The 22719-nt window shown below is 34.4% G+C and carries 29 protein-coding genes and 2 pseudogenes; 7 read left to right on the forward strand and 24 right to left on the reverse strand.

The genetic code is table 11. The annotated features are described in order from the left end of the window. The 6 genes and pseudogenes from CER22_RS22205 to CER22_RS22225 all read right to left on the reverse strand — a co-directional run. Positions 1-1248 (reverse strand): anti-sigma factor domain-containing protein (locus tag CER22_RS22205; protein WP_306426516.1); only part of this gene is annotated, 1248 nt, incomplete at its 3' end. After that, entirely contained in the window at positions 1241-1963 is a 723-nt protein-coding gene (sigI, locus tag CER22_RS22210; RefSeq protein ID WP_088609564.1) for an RNA polymerase sigma factor SigI, read from the reverse strand. The genes CER22_RS22205 and sigI, both read right to left, overlap by 8 nt. Before the next feature lie 517 nt (positions 1964-2480). Continuing rightward, entirely contained in the window at positions 2481-3026 is a 546-nt protein-coding gene (locus CER22_RS22215) for a hypothetical protein (protein ID WP_088064086.1), read from the reverse strand. Positions 3027-3030: 4 nt separating this feature from the next. Next, entirely contained in the window at positions 3031-3630 is a 600-nt protein-coding gene (locus CER22_RS22220; RefSeq protein ID WP_088064087.1) for a TetR/AcrR family transcriptional regulator, read from the reverse strand. Between the two features lie 163 nt (positions 3631-3793). Next, positions 3794-3913, reverse strand: a pseudogene (locus CER22_RS32635) (LysE family translocator); the annotation flags it as partial. Positions 3914-3990: 77 nt separating this feature from the next. Further along, a complete protein-coding gene (locus CER22_RS22225; RefSeq protein WP_088609565.1) occupies positions 3991-4470 on the reverse strand; it encodes a GyrI-like domain-containing protein in 480 nt (159 codons plus the stop codon). 109 nt (positions 4471-4579) lie between these two features. Here CER22_RS22225 and CER22_RS22230 point away from each other — a divergent pair, with 109 nt between their 5' ends. Then, a complete protein-coding gene (locus CER22_RS22230) occupies positions 4580-5542 on the forward strand; it encodes a helix-turn-helix transcriptional regulator (RefSeq protein ID WP_088609566.1) in 963 nt (320 codons plus the stop codon). 149 nt (positions 5543-5691) lie between these two features. On the opposite strand, the gene CER22_RS22235 is transcribed toward CER22_RS22230, so the two are convergent. The 9 genes and pseudogenes from CER22_RS22235 to CER22_RS22285 form a co-directional block, all read right to left on the reverse strand. Then, the gene (locus CER22_RS22235; protein WP_088064090.1) at positions 5692-6441 is read right to left on the reverse strand and encodes an ABC transporter permease; all 750 of its coding nucleotides are present in this window, start codon (positions 6439-6441) and stop codon (positions 5692-5694) included. Then, the gene (locus CER22_RS22240; RefSeq protein ID WP_088609567.1) at positions 6442-7203 is read right to left on the reverse strand and encodes an ABC transporter ATP-binding protein; all 762 of its coding nucleotides are present in this window, start codon (positions 7201-7203) and stop codon (positions 6442-6444) included. A 155-nt stretch (positions 7204-7358) separates the two neighbouring features. Then, complete coding sequence (locus tag CER22_RS22245; protein WP_000891990.1) at positions 7359-7700, reverse strand: DUF1048 domain-containing protein; 342 nt, start codon at positions 7698-7700, stop codon at positions 7359-7361. Positions 7701-7775: 75 nt separating this feature from the next. Continuing rightward, on the reverse strand, positions 7776-8096 hold the full coding sequence (locus CER22_RS22250) for a PadR family transcriptional regulator (RefSeq protein WP_000429486.1): 321 nt from the start codon (positions 8094-8096) through the stop codon (positions 7776-7778). 510 nt (positions 8097-8606) lie between these two features. After that, complete coding sequence (locus CER22_RS22255; RefSeq protein ID WP_088609568.1) at positions 8607-9029, reverse strand: bleomycin resistance protein; 423 nt, start codon at positions 9027-9029, stop codon at positions 8607-8609. 271 nt (positions 9030-9300) lie between these two features. Further along, a complete protein-coding gene (hcp, locus tag CER22_RS22265) occupies positions 9301-10587 on the reverse strand; it encodes a hydroxylamine reductase (RefSeq protein ID WP_088064488.1) in 1287 nt (428 codons plus the stop codon). Positions 10588-11331: 744 nt separating this feature from the next. Beyond that, positions 11332-12102, reverse strand: a complete 771-nt coding sequence (gene bla2, locus CER22_RS22275; protein ID WP_088064091.1) for a BcII family subclass B1 metallo-beta-lactamase — start codon at positions 12100-12102, stop codon at positions 11332-11334. Between the two features lie 136 nt (positions 12103-12238). Next, positions 12239-12976 (reverse strand): glycoside hydrolase family 25 protein, encoded by a 738-nt coding sequence (locus tag CER22_RS22280; protein ID WP_088064092.1) that lies wholly within the window; start codon positions 12974-12976, stop codon positions 12239-12241. A gap of 40 nt (positions 12977-13016) precedes the next feature. Next, positions 13017-13154, reverse strand: a pseudogene (locus CER22_RS22285) (MazG nucleotide pyrophosphohydrolase domain-containing protein); the annotation flags it as partial. A 111-nt stretch (positions 13155-13265) separates the two neighbouring features. Between CER22_RS22285 and CER22_RS22290 the strand changes: the two are divergent. Next, positions 13266-13556 (forward strand): DUF3784 domain-containing protein, encoded by a 291-nt coding sequence (locus CER22_RS22290; RefSeq protein WP_048543795.1) that lies wholly within the window; start codon positions 13266-13268, stop codon positions 13554-13556. Positions 13557-13585: 29 nt separating this feature from the next. Here CER22_RS22290 and CER22_RS22295 read toward each other — a convergent pair whose 3' ends face one another. Further along, positions 13586-13867, reverse strand: a complete 282-nt coding sequence (locus tag CER22_RS22295) for a hypothetical protein (RefSeq protein ID WP_061677629.1) — start codon at positions 13865-13867, stop codon at positions 13586-13588. Positions 13868-14000: 133 nt separating this feature from the next. Between CER22_RS22295 and CER22_RS22300 the strand changes: the two genes are divergently transcribed. Together CER22_RS22300 and CER22_RS22305 are read left to right on the forward strand one after the other, a co-directional pair. Then, positions 14001-14195, forward strand: a complete 195-nt coding sequence (locus CER22_RS22300; protein ID WP_088609569.1) for a hypothetical protein — start codon at positions 14001-14003, stop codon at positions 14193-14195. Between the two features lie 111 nt (positions 14196-14306). Then, positions 14307-15344, forward strand: coding sequence for a serine hydrolase domain-containing protein (locus CER22_RS22305; RefSeq protein ID WP_088064094.1), 1038 nt, complete (start codon positions 14307-14309; stop codon positions 15342-15344). A 36-nt stretch (positions 15345-15380) separates the two neighbouring features. Here the strand turns inward: CER22_RS22305 and CER22_RS22310 are convergent, their stop codons facing one another. The 4 genes from CER22_RS22310 to yeiL form a co-directional block, all read right to left on the reverse strand. Continuing rightward, entirely contained in the window at positions 15381-15629 is a 249-nt protein-coding gene (locus CER22_RS22310) for a hypothetical protein (RefSeq protein WP_000666938.1), read from the reverse strand. A gap of 265 nt (positions 15630-15894) precedes the next feature. After that, complete coding sequence (locus CER22_RS22315; protein ID WP_088609570.1) at positions 15895-16938, reverse strand: flavin-containing monooxygenase; 1044 nt, start codon at positions 16936-16938, stop codon at positions 15895-15897. A 204-nt stretch (positions 16939-17142) separates the two neighbouring features. Next, positions 17143-17496 carry a glyoxalase superfamily protein gene (locus CER22_RS22320; RefSeq protein WP_088609571.1) on the reverse strand — a complete coding sequence of 118 codons (354 nt, stop codon included), beginning with the start codon at positions 17494-17496 and terminating at the stop codon, positions 17143-17145. A gap of 12 nt (positions 17497-17508) precedes the next feature. Continuing rightward, complete coding sequence (gene yeiL / locus CER22_RS22325; RefSeq protein ID WP_088609606.1) at positions 17509-18201, reverse strand: transcriptional regulator YeiL; 693 nt, start codon at positions 18199-18201, stop codon at positions 17509-17511. A 109-nt stretch (positions 18202-18310) separates the two neighbouring features. Here yeiL and CER22_RS22330 point away from each other — a divergent pair, with 109 nt between their 5' ends. From CER22_RS22330 to CER22_RS22340, 3 genes are all read left to right on the forward strand, one after another. Continuing rightward, positions 18311-18757: a DMT family transporter gene (locus CER22_RS22330; protein WP_142293533.1), complete on the forward strand. Its 447-nt coding sequence runs from the start codon at positions 18311-18313 to the stop codon at positions 18755-18757. A gap of 13 nt (positions 18758-18770) precedes the next feature. After that, positions 18771-19235, forward strand: a complete 465-nt coding sequence (locus CER22_RS22335) for a DMT family transporter (protein ID WP_000965807.1) — start codon at positions 18771-18773, stop codon at positions 19233-19235. Positions 19236-19324: 89 nt separating this feature from the next. Beyond that, positions 19325-19819, forward strand: coding sequence for a hypothetical protein (locus tag CER22_RS22340; protein ID WP_142293534.1), 495 nt, complete (start codon positions 19325-19327; stop codon positions 19817-19819). Between the two features lie 47 nt (positions 19820-19866). Here the strand turns inward: CER22_RS22340 and aiiA are convergent, their stop codons facing one another. The 4 genes from aiiA to CER22_RS22360 all read right to left on the reverse strand — a co-directional run bounded on the left by aiiA (position 19867) and on the right by CER22_RS22360 (position 22690). After that, positions 19867-20619 carry a quorum-quenching N-acyl homoserine lactonase AiiA gene (gene aiiA, locus CER22_RS22345; RefSeq protein ID WP_088609574.1) on the reverse strand — a complete coding sequence of 251 codons (753 nt, stop codon included), beginning with the start codon at positions 20617-20619 and terminating at the stop codon, positions 19867-19869. Positions 20620-20954: 335 nt separating this feature from the next. Next, positions 20955-21821, reverse strand: coding sequence for a DUF4097 family beta strand repeat-containing protein (locus tag CER22_RS22350; RefSeq protein ID WP_088609575.1), 867 nt, complete (start codon positions 21819-21821; stop codon positions 20955-20957). Beyond that, positions 21811-22374, reverse strand: a complete 564-nt coding sequence (locus CER22_RS22355) for an HAAS signaling domain-containing protein (RefSeq protein WP_088609576.1) — start codon at positions 22372-22374, stop codon at positions 21811-21813. The genes CER22_RS22350 and CER22_RS22355 overlap by 11 nt, the downstream gene beginning before the upstream one ends. Next, positions 22361-22690, reverse strand: coding sequence for a PadR family transcriptional regulator (locus CER22_RS22360; RefSeq protein WP_001102638.1), 330 nt, complete (start codon positions 22688-22690; stop codon positions 22361-22363). Before CER22_RS22360 ends, CER22_RS22355 begins: the two co-directional genes overlap by 14 nt. Between the last annotated feature and the right edge of the window lie 29 nt (positions 22691-22719).

Here is a 22719-nt window from a genome sequence, read left to right on the forward strand (position 1 = left end):
ACCATTCCCATTATTTCCTTGCGATTCTCTTCCGTTGTTCCCTTGCTGATTCCCATTATTTCCTTGGGACCCTCTTCCGTTGTTCCCTTGCTGATTTCCATTATTTCCTTGGGACCCTCTTCCGTTGTTCCCTTGCTGGTTCCCATTATTTCCTTGGGACCCTCTTCCGTTGTTCCCTTGCTGATTTCCATTATTTCCTTGGGACCCTCTTCCGTTGTTCTCTTGCTGGTTCCCATTATTTCCTTGGGACCCTCTTCCGTTGTTCTCTTGTTGATGTCCACTATTTCCTTGGGACCCTCTGCCATTTTTCCCTTCCTGATTTCCATTATTCCCTTGCGACCCTCTTCCGTTGTTCTCTTGCTGGCGCCCATTATTTCCTTGGGATCCTCTTCCGTTGTTCCCTTCCTGATTTCCACTATTCCCTTGGGATCCTCTACCATTGTTCTCTTGCTGGTTCCCATGATTTTCTTTTATATGCTTAGATTGCTTTTGTTCTATATACTCTTTTTTCTCATATCTTTCTTCATTTACATGAGTTGCATCTGGTGATATGTCAGATGGCGACTTTGGTTGCTCTTGATGAGATGGAGTGAGCGATTTTTTCTTCTCATTCTCTTGTTTTATATAAACGCCCGTTCCAACTCCTGCTTTCTTGGCATCCTCCCGTATTTCCATCGTACTGCTTTGATATTCAACTGTAATATGTTTTATCTCATACTCTTTCTTTAATTCCTGCAAAGCCTTTTCCAACTGTGGTTCTAACGATTTATCCTTTGCAACAGCCGTTAGCATAACTTTCTTATCATTTGTTAAGTACTTATCCTCTTGACTCTGCTTTATAATCGTACGTATTACGTCTTGCAGATGCTTATTTTCCCACCCTTTCATTTCTTTTAAAATACGCCTTCCGTCATCATTACAAGCCCGCAAATCTATAACACGAAGATCCTCCGTTACGCTCGCCTCTAAACTTGGATTTATATCAACTGAGACATAAGCAAACACTTTTTCTTCTGGTTGATTGTAAAAAAACAGCAATACGCATAGAAAACCAGCAACAATTACTGTTGTAGGCTTTAAGAAAGGTGGTATGGAAAAACGCGGCGCTCTTTGTTCCTGTTTGTTAAACGAGATTTCCTCTCCTATCATGTATGGGTGCGCTTTTCTTTTAAATGTAATAAACTCTCCATTTGGAGTTAAAACAACTACGTTATGCTTTTTTATATCCATCACAATTCCTTTATTCATCATGCTTTTCCCCTCTTATGTAATCAAGAATATATGTATAGTTGTTTGCAAAAATAATGCACATTGCAATAATGTATTTTCTATGTCGTTCCAACGTTTTACGACTTACCCTAACACGTGGTTCAATATGTTTTAGTGGTAATTTTTTCTTTCGGAACAACTCTTCCATCATTTCCTCTTCTTTTATAATAATCTTCACAATTTCTATTAGATGTTCACGCGTATCACGATGCTTAGGAGATTCTTTAGCAAGCTCTGAAAATGTGATTTTAAACTCAGCTAACACACTTTGAAAATGAAGAATTTCCTCCTTACGGTTACTATTTTCGATCTCTTTCATATACTCCGTAAGCGATACTTGCATTTCTAACATTTTCTCTTGCTCATCTTCTTTTAAAAAGACAAAGTTATGCTTAGACTCCTTGCGTATATAGTCAATTACATCTCTTTTTATAAGAAGATCAGCAAACGCTAGAAAAGATTTCCCTTTTTTATATGAATACTGTTCAATTGCTTCGTTAAACGCAAACAGTCCAATACTATATTCATCATCCTGTTCTGTAATATATCGGCGACAGACAGACGATATGGATTTTCTAATAAAAGGCTGATACTGTACGATAAATACTTCCCTATCTCCTCCGTTGTTTTGTATGTTATATACGATATCTTCTATTTTCGGTTTTCTTAGGATCTTCATTACTAAACTCAACACTAGTAATCTTCCAGCCTCCTTCAAATAGCAAAAAGGCCACTAAAGAAGTGACCATTTAACCATATTTTGTAAGTGTTTTCCCTTTGGTTTGTCCTCTTGCTGTTACTTATATTTTTTGAGACTAACTTTTTCCCACTGTTTTCTTAACGAATTTCCTTTTGTCTCGTCACTAAAGTTAAGTTTGTATTTTAATGTACTTTCTTGTTTTCTTCCGCTTGTTTTGCTTGCTCTTTTTCTATTTTATCTGCAATCCTTGAATAACTCTTCTCTTTACCATTGGTAATTTCATCCTTTGATTTCGGATTCCACACTTAATCTAGTAATTTTATTAACACTTCAATGTTCTTTCATGACCATTTTTCTTCTATTTATTTTCTTCAATATACATATTCGGAGGAATATATAATTTTATGGGGGTCAAAAAATATTTTTTTATAAAATATTTATTTATTAAGTTGATAGGTATAGTCGGCAGCTCTATAACAAATACATGCTTTTACAATTCGTATTAGTTAAATTAATATTTTATCCGCTGTTTTATTTCTTTAAAACGAGCATGTATAATTTTTTTGATATCCGGGTGATTCTTATATAAGGTAACAGTATACATGATGGAAGATGCAAGAATAGTAGACCATATTAACCAATCTCCAGTATGCGAAAGAACTTTAATTACTTCACTCGTAAACTGTTCCTGTCCCGCATGAAATGCTGATATGAGAGAAGTAAGGTTGAACAACAATAAAATAACCAGCCTTCCCAAAAGCATAATAATCCATCCGATAATATACGAATAGCCCCCAACACTACATAATTGATTGTTATGATGAAAAACTTTCACCCTCTTAGCTTGCCAATAACCAACTATTGCTCCTAATATAAGCAAGCTAATTAATTCAATTGTAATAATAAAGTCCAATTTATTTGGAAGACCGATATAAGTTCTAATTATAGCCATGATGGGTATACCAAGAAGATCAAAACTATCTACTTTCTTAGGGATAAGCTGCCTAATGATCAATACGATAACAACTACAAGAATAATAATGAAAACTTTATTCATGCGATCAATCCCTCTTTTTTTCTACTAAATAATACTCAATAAGTTGATTCACTTTTTCTTTTGGATATGATTCTGGTGTTTGAAGGACATGAATTACTAGCCCATCGATAAATCCGTACAGTATCTCCAATTCACACTCTCTATTGTATCCTGATGTAAAGTATCCTAACTCCTCCATTAAATCTAGGATCATTCCCATTAGGTACCTCGTATGCTCATCCATTTTCTTCCGAAGTTCAATAAGCTCTGGGGAACTAAAAGAGATTCCTAAGAATGTAATCCAAACCTTCCCTTCCAACATTTCTTCCTTATTAATAGGAATAATAAATTTCATTAATCTTCTAAGCGCTTCTTCTTTCGTTCCCTTAAAATCACTTGTACGAGTTTTCGCCCGTCCTTCCATTCGATTCAATACTAAATTCATTGCATAGTAAATCAATGCATTTTTAGACGAAAAATGATGCTGAACAAGGCCAACTGACATGTTTGCTTCATCAGCGATTTGCTGTATGGAAGCTTTATCGATACCTTTTTCTAATATTACACGCCAAGTAGCGGTGGCTATCTCATTCTTCCTTTGTATTTGATCAACTATTTTAGGCATTCATCTCCCCCTCCTTTTTATAATATGGTTATATTATAAAAAAAGTACCGAAAACAATATGACCATATTTTAGTTTAGACGTAATAGGGCTTTTGCCACATGACTATCAAGATAACAAGTCAAAATTCCCTTAAAATAAAAAAAGACGGTATTCCTACCGTATCATTAAAAAATCTTCAATTCCGAGCATAATGCCTAAGAGAGAAATAAATCCTGTCATACGCCCTTGCGTAATGGAACGAGAAATGAGATAAATCATATTAGGCCCCGGTGAACAAACCATGCTAAGTGAAACAATTGCAAAAGCTAACAATTCAAGATCGTTAGCCTCTACTTTCCATATTCGTACCTTTTATCACTTTACTTCCTTACAACTGGAATCCACATTTCACCAAATACTAAGCCGTCTCTCTGTCCCATCTCAACCGTTGTATTCGGTCCACCAACATAAGCAAAATCTGTTGCTTCTGGTAAAGCTTGACCGAAGGCGATGCCAGTCAGTTTATTACTTAGCTCTTCAGCCGTTTTGTCTTCCCCTTTCACTACTAAGTATTCTCCCTTCGGAAACTGGATCACTCTAGATTCTTCTTCTATTTGTGCTTCTGTCATGACACCAGCATAATACATCATCTTGTTATTCACCGCTTCGCTCACAGAAAAAATATATTCGTTTGTAGCTAAAGCTTTTAAAGTATCCAACCTTCCATCTTCTTTAACAGCCGACCAAAAGTCTTCCTTTTCTTTATTGATTCCAGCAAAGTCTGTATAGTCACTCTTAATTTCAGTTCCAATACCTAACACAATAAAGCTATCTTTTTCTTCTATAGTATAATTTTTCATATTCAAAACCTTCCTTTTTTAAAATGAATCAAACGATTTAACTTTTCATCTGATACGTTTATAATATCTTTAAATCATGTCAAAAAATGATACTGTTTAGGAGATTCCAATGAAAAAAGTTGAACGGATTAATACAATTATGCGGTATATCAACAATCGCTCCCACTTTACAATTACTGAAATCATACGAGAATTTAACGTATCACGATCGACAGCTATTAGAGACATTAGAGAAATTGAAGCTATGGGCATGCCACTTGTCGCTGAAGTTGGGAGAACTGGTGGATATTTTGTCATGCATAATTCTATCCTGCCCGTTGTTCGCTTTACTGATAATGAAGTCAAAGCTCTTTTTATTGCCTTTATGGCTACAAGCAATCAACAACTTCCCTATCTAAAAAGTCGCCAGTCTTTAGCTGAAAAACTACTAGGACTCATCTCAGAAACCCAGCAAGATGACCTCGTTCTTTTAAATCAACTCTTGCTTTTTGAAGGGACTAACCCTTATAATCCCGATCTACTTGAGCTTTCTGACCTCCCCCACCCTATGTTAGAAAAACTCATCCAAATCCTTCTTTTGGATAGACATTTATTGATTACCGTCAAAGAAGAAGAGGAAATCAAGTCTTACCCAATTTATCTATTACACCTTTATCAAGAAAAAAGCCGTTGGATCATTGAAGGGTTTGACTTAAAAGAAGAAAAGAAACTGCTGTTTCCTGTCGATGACCTCGTCAATATCGAACCGTACACGACGAAAAAGAGGTTAAATAAGAAACAGATTTTAGAAAAACTCAATAAGAAGGACGAAGAAATTAACCTTGTACTTGAACTTGGTCCAAAAGCGATTGCCCAGTACAAAAAATACCATCCTTTAAAAATTTCAATTTCTTATACAAACCCTTACCAATCTACAGCCATTTTAAAAACATTTATCGATGTTAACAATTCCGATGAAGTGACAGAGATAACAAATTGGCTACTTTTCCTAGGGAAAGATATTACAATCAAGGAAATGCCTGAAGAAATATTAAACGATTTACAAGAGCGGTTATGTTTATATTCTCCATAAGCAGTGATCGGTTAAACCTCAAAATATTGAGGTTTATTCGTTACCAGTTTCCTATATTTTTTACCATGAGAGCACAATAAATAATAAAAGCACAGAAAACCTTCCGTGCTTTTTCAAAAATATATATAATTTCGGATGACTAAATTCACTTACCCTAACTGACGTTTAAATGTTTTACTTGCGAAAAAGTAAGAGATGATCATGATACCTACGCACCAAGCGAGTGCAATCCAAATATCGTTGCCAACAGTTCCTTCATATAAAAGGGCACGAATCGCATTCACGATTGAAGTTACAGGCTGATTCTCTGCAAATGCACGGACAATTTTTGGCATCGTTTCGGTAGGTACAAAAGCTGAACTAATAAATGGAAGGAAAATTAGTGGATACGAGTACGCTGTCGCCCCTTCCATTGACTTCGCTTTCAGTCCTGGAATGATAGCTAGCCATGTTAGCGCTAGCGTAAACGTTCCTAGAACCCCAGCTACTGCAAGCCATTCTAACATATTAGCACTGGAACGGAATCCCATTAAGAGCGCAACAAGAATAACCACCACGATAGTAAGTACATTAGCAACAAGAGAAGTTAAAACGTGAGCCCACAATATTGATGAGCGCTTAATAGGCATCGTAATGAAACGTGCCATCAGCCCACTCTTTACATCCGTAAATAATCGTACAGAAGTATACGCTACACCGGATGCGATAGCCATTAACAAAATTCCCGGCAATAAATAATTAACGTAGTTATCCGTTCCTGTCTTTATAGCCCCGCCAAATACGTAAACAAATAATAGCATCATCATAATCGGTGTAATCGCTACTGTAATAATTGTATCCGGACTACGCATAATATTACGCATTAAGCGCCCTAGTAATACCCCTGTTTTGCTTTTCATTTACATCTCCTCCTTTTTACCGATAATCGCAAGGAAAATTTCTTCCAACGTCGGCTGCTTCTCGATATACTCTACTTTTGCTGGCGGGAACATCTCTTTCAGTTCAGTAAGAGTACCTGTCGTAATAATTTTTCCGCCATGCAAAATAGCGATACGGTCCGCCAGTTGTTCTGCTTCCTCCAAGTACTGAGTCGTGAGCAAAATCGTTGTGCCGCTGCCGGCAAGTTCCTTGACTGTATCCCACACTTCGATCCGTGCTTCCGGATCAAGTCCAGTCGTTGGTTCGTCTAGAAAAATAACTGCTGGCGCCCCAATCAAACTCATCGCGATATCAAGTCGGCGCTTCATCCCGCCTGAATACTGGTCTGCCCTCTGGTTGGCCGCATCAGTCAGGCTAAATCTTGCAAGTAGATTATCAGCAACTTGTGCCGGATTGGAAACACCACGTAACTTAGCGATCATTATCAAGTTTTCCCTTCCAGTAAGCATGCCGTCTAAAGCTGCGAACTGTCCTGTCAAACTGATGCTTTGACGAACATGATCTGGTTGTCGCTGGACGTCAAAACCGCAAATACTCACTTCACCATCATCTTGTTTCATTAACGTCGAAAGAATATTGACCGTTGTCGTCTTTCCAGCTCCATTTGAGCCTAGCAGCGCGAAAATGGAGCCACGCTGCACCTCAAAATCCACTCCCTTTAAGACTTCTTTATCTTTAAAAGATTTTTTTAACCCTTTTATAGAAATCGCTGCATTGCTCATACTTTTTCCCCCTTATAAAATTAGATTACATACACCCTCTATTTAGTATCACTGATAATCTGTATTACTTAGTACCAGTTTAAAAATATAACTGAATAGCGATGGCGGCAATTCACATTTGTAACCAGCTAATCAGTCGGTATTACTAATTGCATTTATTTTTTTCTCAATTTCTTCATAATACTTTCATTCAAATCTTCACGATACTTAGAGACATACGTTTTAGCGTTTGCCACTAGTTCGTCAGCAAAGGATGCCACGTCCTCCCCAGTAATGTCAAGCACTTGTCTCCCTTCCGCTGCACCTGCTTCAAACAAATCGATTAATTCATACTGTATGTGCAGCATATCCATTCCATTACCCGCTGAGAAATTCCACATGTAGTTTTGAATTTTCTTAAACACAAACTGATAATCCTCTGGCAGTGCTCCAACACGTGCCATCATCATTTTGTACTCTTTTTTATCACCAATTAATTTTTTAAACATTTCCAACATCTTATTTTCCTCCTTTTTTATAAAGCAGAACAAGAAACTCTCCAAATATGAGCCGGAACATTTTATATTATGAGGCTAGTTTGACTTCAAGACGTTAATTTTTGAAGATACAAAATCCCATTTTTTCCAAAACAATTCAAGCTCCTGACGGCCATCCTCATTTAATGAATAAAACTTACGAGGCGGTCCCATATCTGATGGTTTCTTTTCAATATTCACAAGCTTTTTCTTTTCTAATCGTACGAGGATAGTATAAACCGTCCCTTCTACGACTTCGGTAAACCCAAGATCATTCAGGTGGCGGGTAATCTCATAACCATACGTTTCTCGGCGGCTAATGATTTCCAACACACACCCTTCCAGTGAACCTTTTAGCATTTCAGTTAAATTTTCCATGTCCTGATCCTCCTTTACCCCCTATTCTGTCTGACTTATATTCAGTATCACAGAGTACTAAGGCGAATTTTTACTGAATAGCTTTTGAGTACAACTACACTATTCAGTATTACTTATTACAACTACGTTGTATGACTGAGTAGTTGTAAATGTCAACTCGATTTTTAAAATTTTTCTAAAAACCGCTATTACCTATCGTTTGCTGAAAATATTTTGAGAAACAGCACTACTCAGTATTACCTATTACAAGTACATTGTATGACTGAGTAGTTGTAAATGTCAACTCGATTTTTATATTTTTCTAAAATCAACTATTACCTATTAGATGTTCAGTGACAATAAAGTTGGTTAATTTTAGTCTAAAAAATGTAATACCCACCTACTAAATTTAATTGTTGTAGCCTGTAATTTATAAAAATAATAAAATTGGTCAATTCTTCTTCATCTAATGCCCCTTATTGAAAAAGTAGCTTGCTCCATTTACTAAATTTTCATCCTGTCTTACATAGCTTAATCTGCCTCAACATCTTTTTCACCTAAATTTTGAACAAATCTTAATAGATAACCATCAGGGTCCATAATTAAAAATTCTTTTTGTCCCTTTAATTTAGTATCAGCTCTATACCAATTCTCTTGAATATCAAATTTAATTGGATACTCGTTCTTTTTCAAACTATCATATAGTGGATCAATATCATTTATAATAATTTGAAAATTAATTCCTCTTCCGTAGGGATAAGATAACTCTCCAGTACTCCAATGACCATTTACTTCTTCAATCATAATCTGGCATTCATTTAAAGACAGTAAAGCAAACTTATCCTCTGGTCTTTGATATTCAATTTTAAACAGGAGAATTTCCGAATAGAAATTTAAACTTTGCTCCATATCTGAGACTGATAGCTCTGGTATTAATGCATTGAGTTTGTGCAAAAATGCTTCCCCCTTTGCTTAAGTTATTGATTATTATATTATAACACTTACTATAAATACTTCTTCCATTAAACTACTTCATTAGTCCTATAAGAAGTAAACAACTTTATTATCTCTACACATTAGAGACAGCCAATTTTCTTTTTGAAGAAATTTCGCCACATACCTATCCCGCCAAGAAAAGAAAATACCCCAAAACAAATATTCTACATTTTTGTTTTGGAGCGCTATAGGTTAGCTCTTCTTCTTAATAAGACAGATCATTCTTTTGTTACGATAAAATCATTTCCATATCTTCTGCTGCAGTTGTAATCAGTTTCAAACCAAACGTTTCTTGTAATACATCAAGCAAGCCAGGTGAAATAAATTCAGGCGCCTTTGGACCGATGCGAATATCTTGAATACCAAGACTAAATAGCCCAAGTAAAATGGCAACCGCTTTTTGTTCAAACCATGATAGGACAATACTAACTGGCAGTTCGTTCACTTCGCATTGAAAAGCATCTGCTAAAGCGGCTGCTATTTTCACTGTTGAAATTGAATTATTGCATTGCCCTAAGTCAATGTAACGCGGAATCTTTGTACCAGGTACAACACCGTACTCCACATCATTAAAGCGGAATTTCCCGCAAGAAGTCGTTAAAATAACTGTTTCTGGCGGAAGTGACGTTGCTAATTCACGATAATATTCTCCGCCTTTTCCTGGTGCATCACAACCTGCGATGACAAAGAAACGCTTAATCTTTCCTTCTTTTACTGCCTCAATAATTTCAGGAGCTAATGATAATACTGTATTATGATGGAACCCTGTTACTAACTGTTCATCCGACTCCATATGTACTTCTGGAAGTTCTAGCGCTTTTTGAATCAATGGTGCAAAATCATCATTTTCAATTTTTTGTACACCTTCTAAACCTGCAATATCATATGAAAAGAATCGATCAGAGTACGACCCTTTAATTGGCATAACACAGTTCGTTGTCGCTAATATAGCACCTGTAAATTTTTCAAAAAGACGTCGTTGATCATACCATGCCTTACCGATGTTTCCTTTTAAATGTTTATATTTTTTCAGCTGCGGATAACCGTGTGCTGGTAACATTTCAGAATGCGTATAAATATTAATTTCTTTTCCTTCTGTTTGTTTTAATAATTCTTCTAACGCAAATAAATTATGTCCAGTAACTACAATTGCCTTACCTTCTACATGGTTTTGCGTAATTTGAACAGGCTCTGGAACACCAAAGTGATTCGTATGCGCCTCATCTAATAACTCCATTACTCGTAAAGCCGATTTCCCTACTTTCATAGCCATATCAATATGTTCTTGTTCATTAAAGTTGGAATTTGTTAATGTCATATACAGTGCTTCTTGCGTCGTAGCATCTACAAATGCATCAGTATACCCTAGCTGAGCAGCATGCGTACGATAAGCTGCAATTCCTTTTAGCCCAAACACAATCGTATCTTGTAAACTTGCAATTGTTTCATTTTTACCGCAAACACCCATCACTTTACATCCACCTGTTGGCGTTTGTTCACATTGATAACAAAACATGATCATCCCACCCTCTCCCAATCATTCCTTACAACCTAAGCATAATACCCATTGAGGAAAAGAGATGTGATATCAATCACAATAATATGTATAAATTTGTGACAACTTATATTGTTTACATAATATTTTTATTGACACAAAAAAACATTACATACCCCTGTTGTTCAAGTTTTCAAATAGCTAGACTATTGCTGAATCACATATTTAACTTTCTAGTTCATAGTACGAAAGAACAATTTCGTACTATAAATCTCTTAAGCAAACAGAAATAGACATACAAAAACGCTATTCTTTCTTTTTATTATGCAACAGAAAGAATAGCTTCTTTTCATTTTGAAGAACTATCAATTTTTTGATTAAATATTTTATGAAAAATCACTTTATTTACAATACATTTACACTACCTTAACATTACTTACATTATTTATATGATATATTTATATAGACACTACTTAATAAATTTCATATACATTGTTATCTCTATAATCTCTGATCTGATTGATAAGAGATTATGTTATATTTTCATACCAGGGGTGAATTAGGATGACTGAAACTTTAAAAACACTTATAATGCTCGATATTACTTATGTTGTTATAGCAATTATGACGGTACTGGTATTTGTATACTTGGAATTAAAATCTCAGTAACGTATGCAGGCATAATTGATGGCTTCGCATTTAAATATAGCTAGAAGAAAGCGAGGAGAAAATTGTTTCTCCTCGCTTTTATATTCCCACAGTTTCTTATTTCAACAAATCCAATGTATGTAAAAGCAATCCTTTGTCCCCTACTTCCCCATGACCAGGCACTACTGAATTGATGTTTCCATATCGCTTCAGCACATTCTCAATCGATGCGGACCATTCATTTACATAGGCATCAGCAACGTTCCCTAAATCTTTAGCTTCCGCAGATTTCACTAAACAACCTCCAGCTAAAATGTTGTATTGCGGTAACCATACGACGATATTATCTTCTGTATGTCCTTTCCCTGGGTAAAATGTTTCTACTTTCATATTTCCAAAACTCAAATTTGTAATGGATTGTAAGTCTCCAAGCGGTTCTTCATATCCACTTTTCTTTGCTAGTTCTGCAGTTAGTGCTGTACTATGCGCCTTAATGCCTCTTTCTTTCAACGTTTTTATTCCGCCAATTCGATCAGCGTGCGCATGTGTAATGATGACATCCGTTACTCGCTTCTTAAATTTCTTTTCTACCATCTCTATTAATTCCTTCGTTAACTTATCATCCCAAGAAGAATCGACAAGTACTAGCCCTTTAGAAGTAGTAAGAACTAGCCCGTTCGAAGGAACTGCTTCTCCGTTAAAGTAACCTAACTCCGTATGAACCCATACATTTTTATTTAACTGAGAAATTGAAATAGTTCCTGTCTCATTTTTTATTACTTTTTGCTCTAGCTTTTGTTCCGCTTTCACAGAAAAAATTGTACTAACAAATTGCATTGTTCCTAATAAACTAACACATACCCCTACTTTTAATAATGTATTTTTCATTTTCTCCACCCTTTCTTTCAAATGGAATAGTTATTACCTATAATAGACAATTCATCTTAAATGTTTGTTCCATCTTTACTTGTATATTTTTATGTAAGTAACAAAAAAGCGTACAAAATTTTGTACGCTTTAAAACTTAACCTTTTATTCCATAATTCTCAAACTCTTCCTCGTTACCATAAAATACATTCAAATCAATATACTTCTCTTTTCCATTATAACCATTTAATCTCCCACGGTTCGTGTATTGCCAAAACGTCCATTTTCTCTCGTCAGATAAACTCGGTTTTGTAAAGACACTACGAATCCATATATCACATTGGGGATACGCATTCTTTATATACAAATCATATGCCTCTTGAGTTGCATACAATATTACTTTCTTACCGTAATGTTTTTCTAGCATTTTTATCATGACCGACAACTCTTTCACAACATCTTCACGCTTAGGGGGATTATCTTTTTTGTTAGCATAAAACTCAACATCAATTACGGGTGGCAATGCTTGTTTATACTTTGGAACAGTTCGTATATATTGCTCTGCTTGTGTTTCACCCTTACTATCAAAACTAAAAAAATGATACGCTCCGACGCGCATACCTGTCTTATTCGCATTCGTCCAATTTTCCGAAAAGTACTTATCTACAAACGAGCTTCCTTCAGTAGCCTTTATAAACGCAAACTTCATATTTTGCTTTTCCAACTCTCTCCAATCTATATCTCCTTGGTATGACGCAACATCTACACCTTTTATTTCATACTTATCCGCACTTATTTGATTCGGAATAAATATGCCTTGAAAGACTAAATAAGCGAAAACACTCATTACACTAATTAAGGTAAAGACTCCTCCTATAATAAGCTTCTTTTTCATTCGTATCCCCCATCTTTACACATTAATATTCCACTTACCATTCACGTTTTAATATAGCTTCCGCTAATTCACCCAATTCCGCCATCGCATACATCGTTCGCTCTTCAATCGTTGTCTCTTGAAATCCTTTTTCTTTACTGAAATTTAATACATATCTCTGGAATTCCACAATATTCATACTTAATCTCCCTTCATGATAAATACTCCGTTTTCTATTACACTTATATTTTGTTAAATTATAACATTCATACTATAATTTATTTATAACCCTTTAACGGAGGTGTTTTCAATGACTCTCTTCGCTTCCCCATCATTATTCATACTAGCAATTATTTCATTTGCACTAGCCTATTTCATCGGAGTTAAACAATACACTTGGCTCTTATCAGGATTCAATGAACGCCGTGTGCCAGATAAAGGTAAGTTATCAAAAATAGTTGGTCTTTATAATTTAACTGCCGGTGCTATTGCCACAATTGGTAGTGTCTTCACTACTCCTAATGTCAAAATCTTATTTCCTATCATTATAATTGGCCACGTTATAATCGCTGCTTATGTAAATACACGCATGGTGCATTGAAAAAAGATCAACCAAATGGATGATCTTTTTTATAATTTATCAACATATTGCTTCGCTTCTAGTAAAGAAAACCCAAAAGCCTCTCTTACTCTCTTAACTGCTGTAACTGTTTTTCCTTCTTCCATAAGCTGGCGTAACTCTTTATTAATTTCAGGTTCTCTATCTATAATTCCCATTTCTTTCGTAATTAGCTGTAATCTATCTTCCATCCTCTTTAAACGTGCATCCGTTTTCTTTTCGATTCTATTTAATTTTTCAGCAATATAAATAAACCCAAAGACCGCTATCGGTATGATCATCCAAAATTCCATGACTATTCCTCCTCATTAGCTTTCATTTGTTTTATTTCACTAACTTATGTAAATTTTACCATGAAACACATTTAATGCATAATAGTAATATACAACACTGTTGATAAAACCTTTTATTTTAGGGGGATACTTTATGAAAAGATTTTTTAAGACGTTACTACAATTTGTAGTTCTTTCAATTGCACTACATTTATTATTTGATATCGTTGGCTGGCTTGTTTTCAATGCGCCAATTCAAAACAAACAAATCATTATTTCTTTACTAACAACCTCATGGCTAATGTACATGTACCGAGATAAATTTTTTAAAGCATTCACTTCGAATTAACTAAAAGAACTTCATCGATAAAAGATGAAGTTTTTTCTTTTTCTCTCATTCTCTCTATTAACTACTGTATAATAGAACTAACATTCTGTCTTTCATAAGAAAGGAGTCACTATGAACTTAAAAAGTAACACTATATACGAGAAAATGAACCAATATTCCGTTGAAGGTTTAAGCCTTGCCGTTATACGTGATGGTAAACTAGATGAAGCAACTGCCTGCGGAACACTTGAATCTGGAACAACTAAAACTGTCACTACGAATTCCATATTCAATTCTTGTTCTATTAGTAAATTCTTCACTACAATGCTCGTACTAACGTTATCAGATCAAAAGATCGTGCATTTAGATGAAGACGTAAATGATAGACTCACATCTTGGAACATACCTACCAGTCTATTTACCTCACAGAAAAAAGTCACCCTGCGAAATTTATTAAGCCACCAATCTGGAATCATTGATCCTCCTAATAGTTTTGAGCATTATACACTTGCACAAGGGCGACCAAACATGTCTGAAATCCTTGCCGGTAAAACATCATATTGTCCAGTACCGATAGAAATAACTTATAAACCAGAAAGCGAATTTCACTACTCTGATGCAAACTTTTGTATTATTGAACTACTACTTGAAGATATAACTGGAAAACCATTCAATCTTTTACTTGAAGAATATATCTTTCATCCACTACAACTGAAAAATAGTATGCTATTCTCTACTAAAGATATAAATAAAATGGAGGCCTTTGCTTGCGGGCATAATAAAGATGGCACCGTTACAAATGAGAAGTATCCATTTTATCCATTCGCAGCCGCTTCAGGTATTTGGACAACACCAACAGACTTATCAACTTTAGTAATTGAAATCATTCATTCCTTACAAGGAAAGGGCAAACTAAAACTTTCTCAAAAATTAGTACAAGATATGATTTCTCCTCAAGGTTGCTCAAAATGGACTGGATTAGGTGTGTTTCTAGATGATTCGAATAAAGACTTACAAATGTATTCACTTGGATGGGGCGTTGGATTTCAATGTATGATGATATGCTATCCATACCGAGGTAATGGTGCTGTTATAATGACGAACGCTGACTTAGGCGTTCATCAAATGGAAGGGATTATTGGTGACGTGTTAAAAACGTTATCCTTTTAACGAAAAGAAAGAAGCTCTCCCTTCCAGCTTCTTTCTTTATATTACATTTTTGGCAACAATTTTTATATGTTCTGGTGCGATAATCTCCGTTATACTTTCTTGAAAATCTTCCTGCAACATTTCTTCAATATGTTCTAGCTGCACTTCAACATGTGTGCATTCTAAATTATGTATATTTAAAAGTGCATAATGATCTTTTTTCTTAATTACTAAATATTGATTTTCCTCTGTTACAAGTATAGAACCTAATCGTACTCCTAGTAGGCGTTGATCATCAAACTTCACAACCATTCCCCCTTACTTTATATGTAATAAAATAACATTTTATGTAATCTGTTCTTTATAAACTATATCACAATTTATTAAAATATAAATATCATATTTCTTTTTACTAAAAACCCCTATTCTTTTATATATTTCGATACAAAAAACTTTCTCAACATAAAATTAGAATTTTCAGTTTTTATTCTTATGAAAATCAATTATAATAAAGTTAATAAATGTTTGACCTCTCCTAATTCATGTACATATGGATGATCAGTAGTCGCTGCTACTGATCTATTTTTTTGATCTCAGAAAGTAAATATGATGCATCCTTTCCTACACCACAAATAAGTGCAGAGCCTCTTTGAGATTGCCACGGCAAACCGATATAATATAATCCTCTCACGGGACTTATTCCCTTTACATGATTAGGAAATCCTTTCTCATTCACTGCCTTTTCTATTTCAATCCATTTATAGTTTTGAATAAAACCAGTTGACCATATAATGCTTTCTGCACTATACGTGCCACCATTTTGAAACATAATGCTATTTTCTGATGCATGAACCACTTTTCCCTCTAGTTTAATTGCCCCACTACGAATAAGTTCTTTGCCTTCAAAACCAAACATAGGATCCTTTCTCTTCTGAAACCACTTTCCCCTCTTTGTATTTAATTCAGCATACAGTAAACCCAATTTTTCTAACCAACTAAAAATGCTTTTTCTAAAAAGACGTAACGGTAAAAATGTTAAAGGATGACTAATAGACATTGTAACTCCATGAGTTTTTGCAAGTTCTACTGCAATTTGCATTCCTGAATTCCCGCCACCTACTACTAATACTTTCCCCTCAGGAATTTGTGATGGTGATTTATATTGTGATGAATGTATTTGAAAAACATGCGATGAAAGATGTTGTGAAAATGAAGGGATGTACGGTTGCTGAAAACCACCTGTTGCGATAACAACCTTTTTTGCTTGTAAAATTTCTGTAGGAGTATGTAATTCGAATATATCTTTTTCTTTCTTTATTTTAAAAACTTCAGTTTGCAATTGGACCGGTAATGTAAAGTGCCTTGCATATTCTTCTAAATATGTTGCCATTTCATCTTTACACGGAAATCCATTTCCTTCTCCTTTTACTATCATACCTGGTAAATTACTATATTCCCTCGGTGTAAAGAGTCGCAAAGAATCATATCTGTTTCTCCATGAATCCCCAATTCGGTTTCCTGCCTCAAGTAATAAAAAATTATAACCTTCTTGCTTCAAGTAATATCCCATTGTTAATCCAGCTTGACCAGCTCCAACGATAATTGCATCTAACATTTTTTTCCTCCTTCCCAAAACGTATGAACATATACTCATTCGTTCATATGTTTTATGATACGATTTATTTATCAATAATTCAATTTGTTTAACAAAAGGAAAAAGAGTAGTTCGCTACTTTATGAACTACTCTTCATTCCATTCATTTAACACGTAATTACACTACTCAATTTAGGAAAACTTGTATATGAACCCCTTCCATTTCTACAATTTTTCCTCATAAAATATAATTCTATTTGAAAACGGATCAATCACAGTTAATTCCATCGTATCCCACGGTGTGCTCTCTATATCAGGTTTTGAATAAGCATAATCCTTACTTGATAAAATAGCATAATAACTTTTTAAATCCTCTATTTTCACACGGATCGCACCGCCTGGCGAAGCATCCCCATGATGTTCTGATAAATGTATTACAGCATCATGTAACGAAATTTGCATATATAATGGCATATGTTCCTCATACCGATGTTCCCAATCCATTTTAAACCCTAAAAAATCTATGTAAAATAGCTTTGCTTTTTCAACATCAAAAATTCTAAATATAGGTGTAATCATTCTAATCTCCTCCTATTTATAAACATCTGCTGCCAATTCCCTCAAAACATCCACATTTACTACTTCGAAGCAACCATTGTTCTTTTTTATTATCTCTTTATCACAAAAAATATTTAATGTACGTAATAGATGACGATAACTCGTTCCTAACAATTCCGCTGTTTCCGTTAAATTCCCACTAAATACAATTCTATTTCCATGCTGCACCGCTCGTTCCCCTGCTGCTAACATGTAACTCGCAAGTCTATTTTCAAGTGGATATAGTAAATTAATTGTACTGTTTTTTGAAAGCCGATTTAACTTATGTGCTAATGATCCGCAAATACACCGTAAAAATTTCGCATCATGAAATAGTTGATTTCTCAATTTCCCTAAAGGCAAACCAACACAATATGAATCTGCCATCACTTGTACGTTTGAAGCTGTCTTTTGAGAATGAATTAGCTCCACATCTCCTAACAGCTGTAAGCTATCATAAAAGCATAATAATACAGATTTCCCGTTACTTAATGTATTAAACGCTTTCGCTTTTCCTTCAACGAAGAAAAATAAATAATCTATCTCTTCATTCTCTCTACAAATAAACTCATTCTTTTTAAAAAATATTAGTTCCATATATGGTTTCATATCATTACTAAAAAAGGAGTCAATATTATTTTCTTTCATATAATTTGTTAATTTAATAGAATTACATATTTTCTTCATAGTTCCCCCGCCTTTACAACTACTCCCCATTGTAATCAAAATTTTCCCCTTCCACTATGACATATGTCATAGTAATTCACAATTTCAGCATGATACAGTCATTACAAATATGAAAATTAAAGGGGATATTACATTGTACAACTTTCTTTCTGTCTTTATTGGTGTGCTCATCGCCGTTATGCTTCCATTGAATGGGATTTTATCTGAATTAATTGGCAAGTATACAGCAAGCGTTGTCATTCACCTTGTCGGTTTAATTGCAGTTATTTTCGTTTTAATCATAAACAAAAATAAAATTTTTTTTGATAAAAGCATTCCACTTTTTTTATATAGCGCTGGAGCGATTGGAGTATTCACTGTCCTTTTTAATAATATAAGTTTCTCCGTCCTTGGTGCCTCTATTACGATCGCATTAAGTTTACTCGGTCAATCCATTGCTTCCATCGTTATTGATCATTTCGGCTTATTAGGAATGAAAGTTGCAAAGTTTGAAAAGAAAAAACTAATTGGATTATGTTTCATCTCTTCCGGAATTATAATCATGACAATTTATTAATGGGGGCAAGAAAATGTTATATATTACTATCGCTATTTTAGCTGGTGTTTCTATCGTTGTTGCTAGAATTATTAACGCAAATTTAGCAGCGAAAATCGGTAATTGGGAAGGTACGTTTTTTAATTATATTACTGGATTATTTTTCTCTATGTTATTTTTAATTTTCAGTTCAGATTCAATGTACATTCCTAGTCATACGTTGCAATCTATTCCTATCGCTGTTTACTTAGGCGGATTAGTAGGCGTTATCGTCATCTCGTTATCGAACTATATTACACCTAAAATATCAGCATTTTATTTAACGTTACTCATCTTTATCGGACAATTATTTGCGGGGACTATCATTGATTTCATCTTGTCACACGAACTCTCTATAGGAAAGGTTGTCGGTGGCATTTTCGTACTAATCGGACTCACTTACAATTTACTCGTAGATCGCCCTGTTAAAACTGTGCAGAATAACCAAGTTCAATTATAATACTTTACGCTTCCCTATCATATATTAATAGAAAAGCTCTTCATACGAAGTGATAGAGAGGAGAATATTCTATTAAAAAAATCATTTTACTGCTAGGTAGTGCATTGATTATTTTTGGAATCGCATGGTTTTTCAACTCGGGGAAATCTATTCAAGATTTCTATACAGCAAATAAACCAAAGAAGAAAGCTACTATCATTTCAACTCAAAGAGATCCAAATAAGCCCCCTGTCTTTTTAGGAAAACAGGAAATAAAAGATATACATGTCGAGTCAATTAAAACAAAAAAAGATATCTTTCTCACGAAAACAGATGAATTAAAAACATTCATTAACAGTATGGATACCGCCAAAAAAGGAAAATTAACATTAGATGAAGAAGAATCAGATTTAATAGACTGTGATATGTGGATTACTTTCGAGGATGGGACTTATAAAAAATATTTCATATGGGTAGTTGACCATCACAGTAACGAAGTGATGATTGCTCAACAAGATACTCCTAATGATGTAAACCTTACGTACTATCAATTAAATGAAGATAGTTCTAAAAAAGTTTATAACTTATTCAAAAAAATTATTTAAACGAAAAAGTCATGAGCACATGTGAAGTGAGCTCATGACTTTTTGCACTATATATATTCAGGGAACACTTTACATCCCTTTTCCTGTTCTATATCATGTCCAAAGAAAACAATCGGCTTCTTGTTCATCACAACTTCTTTTAAACGTTTAATTGAAGATAAGGCTAATTCCGAATCAAACCCCGCAAACGGCACTTCATCTTCAAAGTTTTCTTTCGTATACGATGCATCAATCGTTAATAATACAGGACCGGATTTTTCTGTCTCAATTAATAGCGATTGATGCCCTGGAGTATGGCCTGGTGTATGCAATAATTGAACTCCTGGTACGACTTCATAATCACCTTCAATGATTTTGTAGTTTAAATTCGGCAATATACATTCTTTCAAATATTCTTCGCTATGCTGCGCCGCCTCATATTCAGCACGCTGTACAATGATTGGTGTATTTATAAAAGCGCCATTTCCTCCTGCATGATCAAAATGCAAGTGAGAACTAATAATATAAAGAAGGTCTTCCGGCTCATAACCAACCCGTTTTAAAATATTCACGATTCTATCTTCTTCAGTCATTTTCGGTAAAACCTGCCCTTCGACAAATGTACCGTTAAAAAGACCTTCATTATTAACTGCACTTTCTGGCATACCTGTATCTACTAAAATAGGTCCTTCTTCAGTCTCCAAAAGATAACACCAAACCGGTAAGTCTAATAATTCTCCTGGTGTTAATGTACTATTAACAGACGAATGATCCAACATACAACGACCTGCTGGGACGAAATAAAGCTTCTTTACTGTCATTATGTATCCACCTTTAAATTTAGTTTTGAATAAAACAATACAGTAAAGAATTCCTCTTGCTAGAAATAAACTCCTTCTCACTTTTCATTGTTTCAGCTATTATTTTTGAGTCATTCACAAATTCTCCTTACACTATTAATTATTATTCGTTATTTTTCTAAGAATCCAGGGTAATAAATCAACTGTTTGTATTTTGAAATACGAAAAGGATACACACTTAAACGAAGGTTACATAAAAAAAACCGACTACCTATATGTTGAAAAAAGGAGTCGGTTCTTTTTTATTTATCATTGCTCTTTATGTGCGACGAGCTGAGATTATAAAAGGTAATATGCTATTGGTTTTTCACTGTAATATTTCCGTTATGTGTGTTTAATTTAATTATATTTTCTCCCTTTCCAATAACCGTATTCCCGTTATATTTATTCAGGATATTCGCGCTGCCGTTGTCGACAGAAACATTAAATTGAACATTAGTTGGTTCTTTTTCGGTTTCAATATTAATTTTCCCATTATGAGTCATAAAATTGAGATTTCGATCCAGTTCATTCGTTTTAAGAGTAAGACTTCCATTTTTAGTTTGCCCCTCTATTTCACCTTCAACATGGTCTAGCATTATTCGTCCGTTGTTCGATTTCACATGAATATTTTGTGCCAATACATCTTTGAAATCCATAATTCCATTGTTTGCTTCTGCGATAATTTTTGGCGAATTGATTTCTCTTAATTCAACATGTCCATTGCTTGTATTTATATTAAAATGTGTTGCGTTTAGTTTTTTAGCAGAAACGTAGCCATTATTATTGGAAACTTTTAATGAATCATATTGTTTTTCGGGTAGATACACATTTAATGTTAATGGAGCCAATACTTCAGAAATATTAAAGTTGAACCAGCTCTGTTGTTTTTCTTTATAAGAAATGAGAAGCGTTGAATCTTCCTCATCCGTAGCTAATGTTCTTTTTACGTTTGGATTAACCTCGCCATCTAATTTTACTTTCACGTTACTATCTTTTATAGGATTGATATTAACACGAACGTTATTTGTATCAATAATGACGCTTGACACATTATTATTATTAACGACCTTTTCTTCTGAAATTGGTACTGCAGCAATTGAACGATAAGTGAATAAACTTCCGATAATACCAATAATGAAAATAATACCTGCAATGATTGAAAGACTCTTTTTATTTATCATGCTTTAAACCACCTTTTACTAATGCTATATTGAACTTTAAATAACGAACAAATCCATTCTTTGCTAGCTTCGTTAAAAATAACATAGCAATAACAATGAAATATCCAAGTCCACAAAGTGCTAAAGAAACAAAAAGATTAAATAGCAAGAATGTATTTGGATGTATAACCGTATCAACTAAAACAAGTAATGGTGCGCCTAAAAATGAGATACCTAGAACCCATCCTGAAAAAATTAATGCCGCTAATGTAATTGCAGGTGCAAGCACGATTAACAAATTGAAAAAACCTAATCCAATTACTGCCCAAATTGCCCGAAAAACATTTCCTGTTGTTGCACTTGCTGTTACTTTCTCAATATGATAATCTGCTAATAACTCTTTGGCGATTTGAGCTGGAGAGCCTAATGAAGTTGCAATTTCTTCTTCACTTTTCCCTTCCTCTAATCCGAAAGTAAAATGTTCTTCATAATCTTTTAAAATATCTGCACGCTCTTTATCAGATAACCTTTTTAGAGATACATTTAATTGTTGTAAAAATTTATCTTTCGTCATTACCTACACCTTCTTTAATTAATTGATTGACACCTTGTGAAAACTCATTCCATTCCTCCAAAAGTTGATACAAATACGTTCTACCTTTATCCGTCAGTGTATAATACTTTCTTGAAGGGCCTTCTGAAGACTCCTGTAAATACGTTGTAAAATATTCTTCCTTAGTTAGCCTTCGAAGAAGAGGATAAACAGACCCTTCTGATATTTCAATTCGATTGGAAATATTTCGAACTAATTCATATCCATAACGGTCTTGCTTATCCAGTAAGACAAGAACACAAAGTTCTAAAACTCCTTTTTTAAATTGTACATTCAATATTCATTCACCCTATTCTAATTGATATC

Origin of the sequence: Bacillus sp. K2I17 (assembly GCF_002209985.1) — a bacterium.
Taxonomy (GTDB): domain Bacteria; phylum Bacillota; class Bacilli; order Bacillales; family Bacillaceae_G; genus Bacillus_A; species Bacillus_A wiedmannii.